The sequence below is a fragment of the Photobacterium minamisatsumaniensis genome, from assembly GCF_050336695.1.
GTDB lineage: Bacteria > Pseudomonadota > Gammaproteobacteria > Enterobacterales > Vibrionaceae > Photobacterium > Photobacterium minamisatsumaniensis.
In genome coordinates this window covers 178,546-191,867 of sequence record NZ_JAKJSI010000013.1, presented here as the reverse complement: position 1 = coordinate 191,867, position 13,322 = coordinate 178,546, and the positions used below count along the sequence as shown (strand labels likewise).

Below are 13,322 nucleotides of genomic sequence, written 5' to 3'. Positions count from 1 at the left end.
TTCAGTTATAACCTGAACCCTTCAATTTTCGTGAGACCGCTGATTGAATCTGTGGCTTTTGCCATTGCACCAATTTTAGGGGCAACATCCTTTTTCTTACTGCCACACCCACATCCGCACCCACCTTTTTCTCGCTTACAAGGACGTCCTTGCTCAGCTGAAACTAATGGCTCTAATACTACATCGCCCTGTAAAATCTGGCATATAGCAGTACGAGGGGGTACTTTAAATACTTCAAAACTCGCATTCAGCAATCTCGCTAACGAACGTTGGCCAATATTTCCCAGCACTAATTTACTGACACCTTGTTCTTTCAACTGGCGCTGAATCACTTTCTTATGCTTACAGCCAACCTCACGACGGCCCTCGTTAGATAATTCGAGCAGCAACAGGCCCTGCTCATCAAAAACATGAAAAGCCGCAGCTTTGCCAAAATGACCAGCTACCTCATGACGAGGGGTTACAGCAATTGCGAGTGTCATACCAATACCTTATAAACCAATTAGATTGCTAACTTATACCAATCTGGATAAGTAATTGACCTAAGTATTACGCAGGAAAAGTTGTTGTTATCAAGGCAGGGATTGCAGTAACTAGTGGTTCTAATTACAAAATCTCTAACGTAGAGAACAACGGTTTTAACCAGTAAGACTGATCAAGTACTTATGTAGGTTGGTATTAATAATACGTCTGTTACTTAGTTGCTTTCATCGACTTTCGCCCAGCTAAAAACCACTAAACCAACTATCCAACTATCCAACTATCCAACTCTTATTTTCAGCTGAAGTATTACCCGCTTCGGCTACAAAATTAAGAGCAACAATTATTGGCATAAACCAGCCGCCAGCTTTGATCCTAAGCAGGAAATGTCACTTTTATCTTTACTGATCGGACTTGCTGGCTGATTTAGCATAAACCACTATTCGATTTTAGCTTTCTCGTTACGTCGACCAAAAGTCGAACAATAAAAGCAGAATATCGCCCACTTTACTTTTGAGCCAACGAGACCTCATAAGAGACTAAGCCATTAAAATACAAGCATAATTAGAAAATTATTCACACAAAAACAATGAAACATATCAATATGAACTTATTTTCCATTAACAATAAATAGAATAAAAAACCAAAACGAATAGATTTGGTAAAAGGTTAAAGCTAACAGAAGCTATTTAACATTGTTATTATGCTGAGGACATCACAAAAGCATCATGCATATTGTTTTATAATTCGTCTGGTATCAAACAAAGGGAAAGGTTAGATAAATATGCGTATGTTCAAACGCTACGTGCCACAAATGATTGCAAAGCACGTTAGTCGTTTATTCAGTGGAAGGATCTACATTGATGGCCGTGGTGGTTATGAATTCAATAATGGACTATTGCTTGTGCCTGTAAAGGCAGAACATCGCCACTACCAAACCGTTAATGAGATAAATCAAGAAATAAAAAAACTTAAAGAGCCCTAATTTTAATCGCTGAGATTGACTCAATGATAAAGCCCACGTTGTACTCGGTGGGCTTTTTAGATCAGGGCTCAAACTATTCAGACTCATCGACTAAATCTAGATAGTTATCAGCATCCAGTAGGTCAGTAAACTCATTTTCATCGTCTACTTTAATTTGAAACAGCCAACCGTCACCATACGGATCACTGTTCACCAGCTCTGGTGAACCTTCAAGCTCCTCATTAACGGCAACCACAAAACCGGTTAATGGCGCATAAATATCTGAAGCGGCTTTTACCGACTCAGCCACCGCGCAATCTTCACCAGCCTCGGTTGCAGCATCAAGTTCAGGCAAGTCGACAAATACCATGTCACCCAACAATGACTGGGCATGGTCAGTGATGCCAACGGTATAAACGCCTTCCCCTTCAGGACGAACCCATTCATGGGTATTGGTATAGCTTAACTCAGAGGGAATATAGCTCATGGTGCAACTTCCTTATGAAAGCCTGCCTATCGCCCCACTCAATGCGAACAAAGCAGATGTATTAATACCTTGGGGATACCCCCCTTAATTTGGCCATCTTTGCCCTTCTTACCCAGCTAAAAGGCCTGGTAACCATCGACAAATCTAACTCAAATTTCCTGTTATTTACTTTAGGAGAAAAAAACGAAATTGGATCGAAATATTGATGATCTATTTCAATGTATTAGATAGGGTTAGGCAAAAAAGCACATCACAGAGAAAAGAAAAAGCCGCTTCATGAGCGGCTTAATACAGTGAGAAATCATAAGGCGGTAGGATTAGAAACGCGCGAGCTCTGGTAACTCTCCCGATAAACCTAATGCTCGCTTCATAAATTCATCTTTTACGCCTGGCGCTTTATCGGCAAACAACATGCCGAGGTCGCGCACTAACTTTTTGGCTGGATGGCTACCGTCAAACAAATCTTTGAACCCTTGCATCGCAGTGATCATCTTCGCAGCTTCCGCTTTGCGCCAGCGTTCGTAATGACGCAGGTTGGCTTTTTTGCCTATATCTTTTTCTTGCTGCCACAACTGCTTGAGCTCTTGCGCCAAACTCGCCGCGTCTAACAGGCCAAGGTTCACACCTTGTCCAGCAAGGGGGTGAATAGTGTGTGCTGCATCACCGACCAACGCAACGCGTTCACGGACAAAATCACGGGCATAACGCATTTTTAACGGAAAGGCCTTGCGCTCGCCTTCAACGGCACAGAGCCCCAAACGATGATCAAAAGCCGCAGTCAGGTATTTATTAAACTCGTGGTCTGGTATTGCACACATTTTCTCTGCTTCTTCTGGTGGCAGTGACCACACAATCGAGCATAGATCTGCATCAGGTAGTGGCAGAAAAGCCAATGGTCCTTGCGGGCGGAAAACCTGACGAGCGGTGTGTTGATGCGGTTCGGCACAACGAATATTGGCAACTACCGCACTATGGCCATAGTCCCAATGCGTTAATGGGATATCTAATTGCTGACGAAGCCAAGAGTTCGCACCATCGGCACCAACAACCAATTTGGCCGTTAGGTTTTTACCAGATTCAAGGCTTAACCATGCTTCACTCTCACCAAAAGCAATGCTTTGGCAGCGTTCAGGGGCTAGCAAGGTAACATTGGGCAGTGCCTGAACCTTATCGAGTAACGAAAGCTGGATCACTCGATTTTCAACAATGTGCCCCAAGTTCGGTTGCGCTAAACGGGCGGCATCAAATGTAATATTGGCAAAACTATCTTGCTCCCAAACCTGCATACCGTCATAAGGCGCGAAACGGCGTGCTTCAATACCATCCCACGCACCTACCCGGCGTAAAATGCGCTCACTGGCTCGGCTTAAGGCCGATACACGTAAATCAGGTAATGCAGCTAAGTCAGGTTCAGGTAAGTGCCCTTCAATGACGGCAACGCGTAATTCTGTTTCAGCCAAGGCTGCGGCCAATGTCAGCCCCACCATTCCACCACCAATAATGGCGATATCAACACTTTGCATCATGGTTATCTTTCTACCTGTCCCATTGCCCGCCGTACCAGCGGAGCTTTAAATACATCATTCAATTCCATTGCCATTAACCCGGTATTTCGGCCAGCAATAAACGGTAAACTCGTGTTAGTAAACACGCTAACTAAACCGGCAGTCATGGCCACAGTGGCATCTCTATCAGGCGTACGCCGCTGCCGATAGGCACTAAGAATACGCTGACATCCAGCATCGCCATAAGTCGCAGCCCCTTTCGCAACTTCCTCTGCCAGTGTCATGACATCGCGTAGACCAAGGTTAAAGCCTTGCCCTGCAATCGGGTGTAAGGTTTGAGCCGCATTGCCAACAATGGCAACTCGATGTGACGTCAACCGCTGTGCTTGGCGTAGCAATAAGGGATAAGCACTACGCCTTCCCGTTTTGACTAACTCTCCCAGCCGCCAACCAAAGGCTTGCTGCAAGTTCGCCAAAAATTCGCTATCGCTCCACCCCATCACGGTTTCTTTCTCGTCAGGCCGAATACACCAAACCAAGGAGCTCCGGCTTTCAGACATCGGCAATAATGCCACCGGTCCCGTCGGGGTAAAACGTTCAAACGCGCGGCCTTTATGCGCTTCTGCCGTCGTAATATTGGCAATTACTGCCACTTGATTAAAATCGTGTTCATTGTGGGCAATGCCCAGCATCTCACAACAACTAGACAACGCCCCATCGGCAGCCACCAAGAGCTTACTTTGGATAGTATCACCATTATCTAACCTTACAGTGACACCCGCCACCTGACGGTCGATCCCTGCGATCACAGCAGGGCAAAGTAGATCGATACGATCAAGCTCGGTAAGTTGCTGATGAAAAATGCGACCAGCATCAGCCAATTCAATAACATAACCCAGTGCATCAACGGCTTGTTCGTGAGCATCAATATGCGCCATACCTGCATGGCCGCGATCTGAAACGTGGATGTGAGAAATGGCCGTTGCCACTTTAGACAACGCAGACCAACAACCGATCGAGTCGAGTATACTCACCGAACCTAATGAAACCGCAATGCTGCGGGCATCGTAGCCTGGGTGTAAGTCTAAGCGAGGGGCTACGGCTTCTACCACCGCAATATTCAACTGACCCGCACTCAACTTATTAAGGGCGATTGCCAATGTAGCTCCTGCCATTGCCCCACCAGCAATGACGACATCGTACTGCTTCACATCCAGTTCCTTTATTTATTATTCACTGGCTTACTTAGTGTAAGGTTGGTTTCTTCGCTGCTGGTGCCCCAGTAACATCATCACTGTCTTCAACTTCGCCACGCTGACTTAAGCCAACTAAACACGTTAAGACACATTCCGGTACATACGCAACGACATTATCAAACAGCTCCGTCTGCTCGCTCATGTCTTCATCTTCATCAATCCCGAGCTGAGAGATCTCTTCCAGCGCAGCAACGGCTTCAGCAACGTCGTCTGATAGCTGCTTTTTGTCCATGCCCATCAGGCCAAGACCTGAGATAAAGTTAGTCACCCACTCACTTAATGCTTCTGCGCGTAGCATCAACTCTGCATTTTTTCCAGGCAGTAGCAATGACACAGAAAAATCAATTTCAACCAACTCGGCTGCTGTTGAGGTAAATAATGTTTGAGTTAATCCCCCCAGCTCTGACGACGCGGCATTAAAAACAGAGCGTACAACGGCTTTTGCCCCGTCGGTCATCGCTTCGCCTTCATTGGCATAATCACAAATCGGGCCGAGCCACTGCTCGCCATCAACCGCCAAGCCACCGCAGATCATGCCACTGATCAAACCGTGTAGTTCTGATGGGGTCACGGCTAAACCATGCTCTTTTAGCATCGGTTCGATTGTTTCGTAGGCTGGCAATTTCACTTCGCTCATGGACTGTTCACCTTAATGTCATTGGTGTGGTTCTGGTTTATGATATGCTACCACTTATCAGAAAGATCCGTCACTTGCCATTTCCTATCAACGGGAACATGTTTATGCCAAACTGGTTAATATCTGATTAGTCAGACATCATAAAGCGCAAAGCGTGATAAGCTAGCTTGCATGTTGATAGGGGTTTTTTTATATTTAACAACTTAACGCGTATCGCAAGCGGAATGCCATATTAACAGTCTGGCACGGAGCAGATGTAAAGTTTATGAGTAATCAGGCAGTAGAAATTCAGGTATTAGGCCGTAAATTTAAGGTTAACTGCCCACCTGGTCAGGAAGAAGCCTTACAGGCATCCGCTGCAGATTTTAACCAGCGCCTGAAAGATCTTTCTGAACGAACTAAAATAACTAACCCGGAACAGCTTTTGATGTTCACGGGATTAAACATATGCAACGAGCTACACGGTGAACGCCAAGAACAGCAACGTAATGCTGAAAAACTATCCAATAGAATCAATGAAATGGAAGATTTATTGGAGAAAGCATTGCAATATCAACCAAAGCGTTGATAATAAATTGTCCCTGGGGTGTACGTCAGCGAATCAACGTCCCCGAGCCGATAAGCAATAATCCAGGATTGGCTTTTTTATTAGCTATTGAGCAGGCTCGGCTTGTACCGAGAAGCCTACGGTTAATGTTGCCGGTCCACCTTGAACATCTGGTTCAAGGGCCTAGATTTGCAACGGCACCTTGGGGCATACCTCTTACACACAATGCGACATGCATTGTTGCAGTAGACTCGACCTCTTGAGCACACTCAGTCATTGGATGACCTATGAGATCTGCGATTCAATCTTCGGCCTCTCGCCAACAAATTCGTCAATTCGTTCGCCAACAGCGTCGTAGTCTTACGCTCGAGCAGCAACACTGTGCCGCACATGATCTCCTGAGCCAATGCCAAAAATCACCTCCATTACTTAATGCTAAACATATTGCTCTGTATTTAGCGAATGATGGGGAACTCGATACCCAGCCTGTTATTGACTGGTTATGGCAACGAGGAACCGCGGTTTACTTACCGGTACTGCACCCGTTCAGCAAGGGCCACTTGTTGTTTTTGCATTACACCCCCGAAACAAAAATGACCCTCAATAAATATCAGATCCGTGAGCCCATTTTAGACATTCGCCTCGTCAAACCGGTTTCACAACTTGATATCATTTGTACCCCGCTCGTCGCTTTTGATGCAAGTGGACAGCGTTTAGGCATGGGAGGCGGCTACTATGACCGCACCCTTAGTCGCTGGCATAACGGCAAGCAGGGCCCCCGCCCTATTGGCCTCGCCCATAATGTCCAGCAAGTCGAGCGTCTGCCAACCCAAGCTTGGGATGTCCCTTTACCTGAGATCATCACCCCCGCCCAACACTTCCATTGGTAGCCCATATAGGTGCCAATAAATACGGCCTGATGACCAATTCCTGTGACGCACAACGCAAACGTTTGGTTTTATGTGAACCCATCATTCACCAATAAGACTATGTTATTAATAGTTTTATCTTTTTATCGGTAAAACCACGCTATTATCAAGGCAAGATAGAGACTGACGACAGCATTCCATTTGGCTATAATCAGCGCTCCGCATTCGTCGTCACTAGGAGAAAAGCATGACACAAGATGAAATGAAAAAAGCCGCTGGCTGGGCTGCGCTTGAATATGTAAAAAAAGGCAGCATTGTAGGCGTAGGTACCGGCTCTACTGTTAATCACTTCATCGATGCTTTAGAAACCCGTAAAGAAGAAATCAAAGGGGCAGTATCAAGCTCTATCGCTTCAACCGAGCGACTAGAAAAGATTGGTATTCCTGTTTTTGATGCGAATGAAGTCTCTGAGCTTGATGTTTACGTTGATGGCGCAGATGAAATCAACGGCGAGTACGATATGATCAAAGGTGGCGGTGCTGCCTTAACGCGTGAAAAGATCGTGGCTGCAATTGCAAAGCAGTTTATCTGTATCGTTGATGACACCAAGCAAGTTGATGTGCTTGGTCAATTCCCATTACCGGTAGAAGTGATTCCGATGGCACGCTCTTACATCGGCCGTGAATTGGTTAAACTAGGTGGTGACCCAGTTTACCGTGAAGGCTGTGTAACAGATAACGGCAACATCATTTTGGATGTTCACAACATGGAAATCACCAACCCGAAAGAAATGGAAGAGAAAATCAATGCATTGCCGGGTGTCGTGACAGTGGGCCTATTTGCTCACCGCGGTGCTGACGCGCTATTGGTAGGCTCGCCTGAAGGCGTAAAAAAGTTCGAAAAATAACATACCAGCGACCAGCTGGTAACGCTTTCGTTATTTGATTACAAAACGGCATAACACATGCCGTTTTTTATTATCTATCTTGTAATATTCTTACCCATACTGGTTATTTTTTGATACTTTAGGTGTCAGCATGTACGCAACTGTTTGAGTGGCGCTCGTGGATAACCAACATACAGGGAAATCATTATTATTTTCCTGCCTCTGTATCGGCTCATCCTGAGTGCCTCCACTCAAAGTTTTAAGGATGAGAATCAATGGCTAAAGTTTCACTGGATAAAGATAAAATTAAGATTCTACTGCTCGAAGGTGTCCACCCTTCTGCAATAGAAATTTTTCAGCAAGCCGGCTACACCAATATCGAGTACCACAAAGGATCGTTATCTGGTGAAGAGCTCGTTTCTGCCATCAAAGATGCCCACTTTGTTGGTATTCGCTCCCGAACTCAGCTGACTGAAGATGTCTTCCGTGCCGCCAACAAACTAATTGCTGTTGGGTGCTTTTGTATCGGCACTAACCAAGTTGAACTCTCCTCTGCGGCTAAGCGCGGTATCCCAGTATTCAACGCGCCATTCTCTAACACGCGAAGTGTAGCTGAACTTGTTTTAGGCCAAACCCTATTACTACTACGCGGCATCCCGGAAAAAAACGCCAAAGCGCATCGTGGCGAATGGCTAAAATCAGCCGATAACTCCTATGAAGCCCGGGGTAAACGTCTCGGTATTATCGGTTATGGCCACATTGGTACACAGCTTGGAATTTTGGCCGAAAACCTCGGCATGCGTGTCTACTTCTACGATATTGAAAACAAGCTATCCCTTGGTAATGCAACTCAAGTCACTTCACTGACTGAGTTACTTAATAAATGTGACGTGATTAGCTTACACGTGCCAGAAACACCTGAAACACAAGACATGATGGGCGTAGAAGAATTTGCGCGCATGAAGCCTGGCGCAATCTTTATTAACGCTGCTCGTGGCACTGTGGTTGATATTGATTCTCTATGTAGCGCACTGGAAAGCGGCCACCTTGCAGGTGCAGCTATCGATGTGTTCCCTGTAGAGCCAAAAACCAACAAAGACCCATTTGAAACGCCACTGGCCAAGTTTGATAACGTGTTGTTGACACCGCATATCGGTGGTTCAACTCAAGAAGCCCAAGCAAATATCGGTATCGAAGTGGCAGGGAAAATGGCCAAGTACTCCGATAACGGCTCAACACTGTCTGCCGTTGGTTTTCCTGAGGTCTCTTTACCAGAACACCGTGATTGCTCTCGTCTACTGCACATTCACGAAAACCGCCCAGGCGTGTTGAACCAGATCACGACCATCTTTGCATCTGAAGGGATCAATATTGCCGCCCAGTACCTGCAGACGGGCCCAGAGATTGGTTATGTGGTTATTGATGTGGAAACTGAGCGCTCAGAAGAAGCACTCACTAAACTAAAATCAATCGATGGCACTATTCGTGCCCGCATCTTACACTAAGCTGCACTAAGGGTATTAGCTTTACGCCTTATACAACAAAGGAGAGCATATGCTCTCCTTTTTTCTATTCAGCTATATGATTCAAGCTGTTATTGGCTCAGCTTAAATACCACTTCAACCCGATCGCTAATAACAATTTCAGCATCTTGATAGGTCGCCGCCGTTTCCGGTGCCGCATCCATCGCCATGCGCATCATGACAGGGCGCGGTTGATTGGCGTGATAATTAATACGCCACACACCGTCAAGTTCCTCGCCAAAACCTTTTGCTAATGACTCTGCTTTTGCTTTGGCATCATTAATTGCGGCTAGGCGGGCTTTCTCAAGGTATTCTGCTTCGTTGCTAACCTTTAACTCGATATTATTGATCCGGTTGATCCCATCGCCCAACGCGTGATCAAGGTATGTATTAAGTTGCTCAAGATCGTCAACCGTTACCGTTACATTCCGGCTAGCACGGTAGCCTTTTAATTCCGGCTCTTTGTCCTTCGGGTAATGATACTGTGGTTGTAAGCTAATATTGGCACTCTGGATATCACTTCGCTCTACCCCTTGAGCCAAAAGACGCTCAACAAAAGCCGTGATCGCTTGATCAACCGCTTGCTTGGCTTCTTGTGCCGTTGGTTTTACTTCAACGACTGCAACAGAAAACACCGCCATATCAGGCTGGGCAACGACCTCTCCCGTACCAATTGTTTCGAGGTGAGGCACAGTAACATTGGCGGATGCTAAACCACTCGCCCCCATTAATCCAAATCCCAAAAGTACAGCAACTAATTGTTTTTTCATTAGGCTTTTCCTATCTATCCAGTCGTTTTCTTGTTCTGTTTCTATTCGACAACACGATTTAAGAAAATATCCCTATTCCTCCTCTTTTTTGTACATTGTTTTATTGTGCCGATCTATCAATTACTGGGGCAGTACTTGATGGGCATGATGAGTTAGCTGCTGTGATAGTTCGGTAAGTACCCCGCTCTCCAATGCCCAGTGATGCCAATACATGCGACGAGTCAGGAAAATATCAGGGGTCACATTCACCAATAGACCTTGCTCAAGCTCTTGTAATATTTGCACTCGAGGAATTAGGCTGAAAGCAATACCTTCTAACGCCAAGCGCACAAAAGCCTCCGATGAACGAACCGTATGCTTCATCACGCTCCCCATCGGCAAATTAAAATGCTGCTGAATAAAACGTTCATGCATATCGTCATGGTGATCAAAGGCAACCCCTGGTGCTTCCACCAAGTTTTCCCGCGTTACCCCGCCTGAAAAATACTTCTTAGCAAACTCGGGGCTTGCGACACATAGAAAATCAACCCGACCAAGATAATCAGCCACACACCCAGGCATTGGTGTCGCCTCCATGCTGATTGCACCAACCACTTCGCCGCTGCGTAACTTGTCTAGCGTTCGCGCTTCATCTTCGATCATTAAATTAAGTTCGATCCGGCGGGACTTCAATAATGGGCTCAAGGCTGGCAATAGCCATGTAGCCAGACTATCGGCATTAGTTGCAATCGATACGGACAATGGCTGACTAAGATCATCGGGGGTTATTTCAGGCAATAACTCTTGCTCAAGTAACCGTACTCGACGATACAAGCCTAAGATCTTCTGTCCGGCAGTTGTTGGCCTTGGCGGCTGCTCTCGCACCAGCATCGGCTGTGCCATCAGTTTCTCCAACTGTTTAATACGCTGTGAAACCGCCGACTGAGTGATACATAAATGCTCAGCTGCACGTTCAAATCCACGCTGGGCAATCACGGCATCTAGCGCTTCAATCCAGCGATAATCAAGCCCTCTCATACCATTTTCCTCCATTGATTTCCCACATTACGCCTGCTTGTATCATTTCATTATCAGAGCATTAGGTAAACTTATGATGTATAAATTTTATTAGTTGTACTTAATAACATAGCTAGGCGTATTCTTACGCCATCACTAATCACATTAAAAACAACAAGGTAAGCAACATGAGTATTTGGGCGCTATTACAAGGATTTGGCCTAGGGGCCACCATGATCATCCCGATTGGGGCACAGAATGCCTATGTACTTAACCAAGGGATCAAGCGTAACCATCACCTTACGACTGCGACCATTTGTAGCGTACTTGATACCATGTTTATCAGCCTAGGGATCTTCGGTGGCGGAGCCTTACTATCAAGTAACGAAACCTTGCTGACCAGCGTCACGATTGGTGGCGTTTTATTTTTACTCTTCTATGGCTCGCTCTCACTCAGCAGTGCCTTTCGCCCAGCAGCAAAGCAAGAAAAGTCCAAGCAGGTACTCGCTCGCGGTCGTCGAGCGGTGATCCTCGGAGCCTTAGCCGTAACGGTACTGAACCCGCATATGTACCTTGATACCGTGGTGATCCTTGGATCTATCGGTGGACAATTTGAAGGTAATGACAGAATAGCTTTTGCAATAGGTACGGTGCTGGCGTCGTTTGTCTGGTTCTATACCTTGTCAATTGGTGCCGCCAAACTAGGCCCTACGCTCTCAAAACCGAAGGTTAAGCGCGGTATTGATATTACGGTTGCTGCTATGATGTTCTTCATTGCCGGTCACTTAGCCAAAGGACTATGGAGTCAGTATGTCGCTTGATCCCCAAAAGATAACGCAGCCAACGGAAAAACTTGAAGCTATTTACCTGTCGAACCTATCCTTATTCAGCCAAACAGGTGTGAACTATCAGGCGTGGCAGCATGAACCTATTCTGGACTTCGATACCGATGCGCGCATTGCTGAAGAACTTGGCTGGACAGCCGCGCCAACTAAAAGCCTGTTTATGAAGATAAAAGGAGGGGGACATAGCTTGCTTCTCACCCACCGAGATAGCCGATTAGACAGTAAGCTCGTCAAACAAATATTGGGCAAGCGAGTTTCGGTCTGCAGCCACGACGAAATGATTGAAGCGATTGGCTGTACTCCTGGTGCTGTCTGTCCATTTGGCTTACCGACTGATGTCGTGATGTTAATTGACCCTGTGCTCTACCAGTACAATGAGCTGATGTTTACCCCCGGTAAACCAGAGCTCACCTTTGCATTTTCCAGCCAGGACCTTAATACCTTGCTCGCAGCACTGCCTAATCGAGTGCTGCCCCTCACTCAATAACAAGCATAAAAAATGGAGCCTTCTGGCTCCATTTTTATTTACGAAAAAGTGATTAGCTTTCTAGCTTATTTAGGTGGACATCCATTTGTGGGAACGGAATACCAATGTTTTCTTTGTCTAACTCTTCTTTAATCGCTTGCAGCAAATCAAAATACACCGCCCAGTAATCTGTTGTGTTCACCCAAGGGCGTACCACAAAGTTTACCGAAGAATCTGCTAAAGCAACCACGCCCACGGTTGGAGCAGGATCTTTCAAGACTCTTGGGTCAGCTTCAACGACACGTGTTAGCACCTCTTTCGTCTTCTTCAAGTCTGCGTTATAAGAAACGCCAATCACATAATCAATGCGGCGAGTCGCGTGGCGTGAGTAGTTGGTAATCGAACCGCCAATTACCGCACCATTTGGCACTACAACCATTTTATTATCTGGTGTGGTTAAAATCGTCTGGAATACCTGGATTGATTCAACAGAGCCTGCAACCCCACCAATCTCAACGTAATCGCCTGATTTGAATGGACGGAATGCCACAATCAACACACCAGCGGCAAAGTTAGACAGTGAACCTTGCAGCGCTAAACCAATGGCAAGACCGGCAGCACCGATTACCGCCACCACTGAAGCAGTCTGAACACCAACTCGGCCTAAAGCCGCAATCAGTACAATGACAAACAGTAAGTAACGCACCAGCGAGTGGAGAAACTCGACAACCGCTTCATCCATGTCTTTCTTACGTAGCATCTTCGCTACGCCGTTGGCGATACCTTTGGTGATCATGTTACCGATGAACAAGATCATTAAGGCTGAAAGAATATTTACCCCATATTGAATAAGCAGCTCTTGGTTATCAGCAACCCATGTGCCCGCATTCAATACGCCGTTGGTCAACTCATTATCCTTAATGGTTTCGACCACGGTATCCGTGACGGTTTCCGCTACACTTCCACTCATACTTTCTCTTCCTGCTAATGTTATTTCTATTCCACAAATTATTATGGACGCATAAACAATCGGAGGCTTAAAACATTCAAGCCTTTATGCAATTACCACTATAACAGCGATTTTTGGTTTT

At 46.0% G+C, this 13,322-nt stretch carries 15 protein-coding genes and 1 other RNA gene; 8 read left to right on the top strand and 8 right to left on the bottom strand.

Annotation, left to right across the window (positions count from 1 at the left end):
• Positions 1–5 precede the first annotated feature (5 nt).
• The gene (locus L4D78_RS05850; RefSeq protein ID WP_428466045.1) at positions 6–482 is read right to left on the bottom strand and encodes a NifB/NifX family molybdenum-iron cluster-binding protein; all 477 of its coding nucleotides are present in this window, start codon (positions 480–482) and stop codon (positions 6–8) included.
• Positions 483–1,264: 782 nt separating this feature from the next.
• Here L4D78_RS05850 and L4D78_RS05845 point away from each other — a divergent pair.
• Positions 1,265–1,465: a DUF1107 domain-containing protein gene (locus L4D78_RS05845; protein ID WP_428466044.1), complete on the top strand. Its 201-nt coding sequence runs from the start codon at positions 1,265–1,267 to the stop codon at positions 1,463–1,465.
• Positions 1,466–1,538: 73 nt separating this feature from the next.
• On the opposite strand, the gene gcvH is transcribed toward L4D78_RS05845, so the two are convergent.
• The 4 genes from gcvH to L4D78_RS05825 all read right to left on the bottom strand — a co-directional run bounded on the left by gcvH (position 1,539) and on the right by L4D78_RS05825 (position 5,329).
• Complete coding sequence (gene gcvH / locus L4D78_RS05840; RefSeq protein ID WP_428466085.1) at positions 1,539–1,922, bottom strand: glycine cleavage system protein GcvH; 384 nt, start codon at positions 1,920–1,922, stop codon at positions 1,539–1,541.
• Between the two features lie 326 nt (positions 1,923–2,248).
• Entirely contained in the window at positions 2,249–3,457 is a 1,209-nt protein-coding gene (locus tag L4D78_RS05835) for an FAD-dependent 2-octaprenylphenol hydroxylase (RefSeq protein WP_428466043.1), read from the bottom strand.
• Positions 3,458–3,459: 2 nt separating this feature from the next.
• Positions 3,460–4,647, bottom strand: coding sequence for a 2-octaprenyl-6-methoxyphenyl hydroxylase (gene ubiH / locus L4D78_RS05830; RefSeq protein WP_428466042.1), 1,188 nt, complete (start codon positions 4,645–4,647; stop codon positions 3,460–3,462).
• Between the two features lie 34 nt (positions 4,648–4,681).
• Positions 4,682–5,329 carry a UPF0149 family protein gene (locus L4D78_RS05825; RefSeq protein ID WP_428466041.1) on the bottom strand — a complete coding sequence of 216 codons (648 nt, stop codon included), beginning with the start codon at positions 5,327–5,329 and terminating at the stop codon, positions 4,682–4,684.
• A 265-nt stretch (positions 5,330–5,594) separates the two neighbouring features.
• On the opposite strand from L4D78_RS05825, the gene zapA reads away from it, so the two are divergent.
• From zapA to serA, 5 genes are all read left to right on the top strand, one after another.
• Entirely contained in the window at positions 5,595–5,897 is a 303-nt protein-coding gene (zapA, locus tag L4D78_RS05820; protein WP_428466040.1) for a cell division protein ZapA, read from the top strand.
• A 7-nt stretch (positions 5,898–5,904) separates the two neighbouring features.
• Positions 5,905–6,089: non-coding RNA, 6S RNA (gene ssrS / locus L4D78_RS05815), on the top strand.
• A 74-nt stretch (positions 6,090–6,163) separates the two neighbouring features.
• Positions 6,164–6,766: a 5-formyltetrahydrofolate cyclo-ligase gene (locus L4D78_RS05810; RefSeq protein WP_428466039.1), complete on the top strand. Its 603-nt coding sequence runs from the start codon at positions 6,164–6,166 to the stop codon at positions 6,764–6,766.
• Positions 6,767–6,992: 226 nt separating this feature from the next.
• Positions 6,993–7,652 (top strand): ribose-5-phosphate isomerase RpiA, encoded by a 660-nt coding sequence (rpiA, locus tag L4D78_RS05805; RefSeq protein WP_428458303.1) that lies wholly within the window; start codon positions 6,993–6,995, stop codon positions 7,650–7,652.
• Positions 7,653–7,906: 254 nt separating this feature from the next.
• Positions 7,907–9,136: a phosphoglycerate dehydrogenase gene (serA, locus tag L4D78_RS05800; RefSeq protein WP_428466038.1), complete on the top strand. Its 1,230-nt coding sequence runs from the start codon at positions 7,907–7,909 to the stop codon at positions 9,134–9,136.
• Positions 9,137–9,225: 89 nt separating this feature from the next.
• On the opposite strand, the gene L4D78_RS05795 is transcribed toward serA, so the two are convergent.
• On the bottom strand, positions 9,226–9,924 hold the full coding sequence (locus L4D78_RS05795; protein ID WP_428466037.1) for an oxidative stress defense protein: 699 nt from the start codon (positions 9,922–9,924) through the stop codon (positions 9,226–9,228).
• Positions 9,925–10,044: 120 nt separating this feature from the next.
• Positions 10,045–10,941: a LysR family transcriptional regulator ArgP gene (locus tag L4D78_RS05790; protein ID WP_428466036.1), complete on the bottom strand. Its 897-nt coding sequence runs from the start codon at positions 10,939–10,941 to the stop codon at positions 10,045–10,047.
• Between the two features lie 167 nt (positions 10,942–11,108).
• On the opposite strand from L4D78_RS05790, the gene L4D78_RS05785 reads away from it, so the two are divergent.
• Together L4D78_RS05785 and L4D78_RS05780 are read left to right on the top strand one after the other, a co-directional pair.
• Complete coding sequence (locus tag L4D78_RS05785; protein WP_428466035.1) at positions 11,109–11,741, top strand: LysE/ArgO family amino acid transporter; 633 nt, start codon at positions 11,109–11,111, stop codon at positions 11,739–11,741.
• The gene (locus tag L4D78_RS05780; RefSeq protein ID WP_428466034.1) at positions 11,731–12,252 is read left to right on the top strand and encodes a YbaK/EbsC family protein; all 522 of its coding nucleotides are present in this window, start codon (positions 11,731–11,733) and stop codon (positions 12,250–12,252) included. The genes L4D78_RS05785 and L4D78_RS05780 overlap by 11 nt, the downstream gene beginning before the upstream one ends.
• A gap of 52 nt (positions 12,253–12,304) precedes the next feature.
• Here L4D78_RS05780 and mscS read toward each other — a convergent pair whose 3' ends face one another.
• On the bottom strand, positions 12,305–13,201 hold the full coding sequence (gene mscS / locus L4D78_RS05775) for a small-conductance mechanosensitive channel MscS (protein WP_428466033.1): 897 nt from the start codon (positions 13,199–13,201) through the stop codon (positions 12,305–12,307).
• Positions 13,202–13,322: the final 121 nt, after the last annotated feature.

Excerpts from the sequence above, each read along its gene's own strand:
- L4D78_RS05850 (WP_428466045.1), bottom strand. The coding sequence starts at position 482 with ATGACACTCGCAATTGCTGTAACCCCTCGTCATGAGGTAGCTGGTCAT.
- L4D78_RS05845 (WP_428466044.1), top strand. The coding sequence starts at position 1,265 with ATGCGTATGTTCAAACGCTACGTGCCACAAATGATTGCAAAGCACGTT.
- L4D78_RS05835 (WP_428466043.1), bottom strand. The coding sequence starts at position 3,457 with ATGATGCAAAGTGTTGATATCGCCATTATTGGTGGTGGAATGGTGGGG.
- L4D78_RS05825 (WP_428466041.1), bottom strand. The coding sequence starts at position 5,329 with ATGAGCGAAGTGAAATTGCCAGCCTACGAAACAATCGAACCGATGCTA.
- zapA (WP_428466040.1), top strand. The coding sequence starts at position 5,595 with ATGAGTAATCAGGCAGTAGAAATTCAGGTATTAGGCCGTAAATTTAAG.
- L4D78_RS05810 (WP_428466039.1), top strand. The coding sequence starts at position 6,164 with ATGAGATCTGCGATTCAATCTTCGGCCTCTCGCCAACAAATTCGTCAA.
- rpiA (WP_428458303.1), top strand. The coding sequence starts at position 6,993 with ATGACACAAGATGAAATGAAAAAAGCCGCTGGCTGGGCTGCGCTTGAA.
- serA (WP_428466038.1), top strand. The coding sequence starts at position 7,907 with ATGGCTAAAGTTTCACTGGATAAAGATAAAATTAAGATTCTACTGCTC.
- L4D78_RS05795 (WP_428466037.1), bottom strand. The coding sequence starts at position 9,924 with ATGAAAAAACAATTAGTTGCTGTACTTTTGGGATTTGGATTAATGGGG.
- L4D78_RS05790 (WP_428466036.1), bottom strand. The coding sequence starts at position 10,941 with ATGAGAGGGCTTGATTATCGCTGGATTGAAGCGCTAGATGCCGTGATT.
- L4D78_RS05785 (WP_428466035.1), top strand. The coding sequence starts at position 11,109 with ATGAGTATTTGGGCGCTATTACAAGGATTTGGCCTAGGGGCCACCATG.
- L4D78_RS05780 (WP_428466034.1), top strand. The coding sequence starts at position 11,731 with ATGTCGCTTGATCCCCAAAAGATAACGCAGCCAACGGAAAAACTTGAA.
- mscS (WP_428466033.1), bottom strand. The coding sequence starts at position 13,201 with ATGAGTGGAAGTGTAGCGGAAACCGTCACGGATACCGTGGTCGAAACC.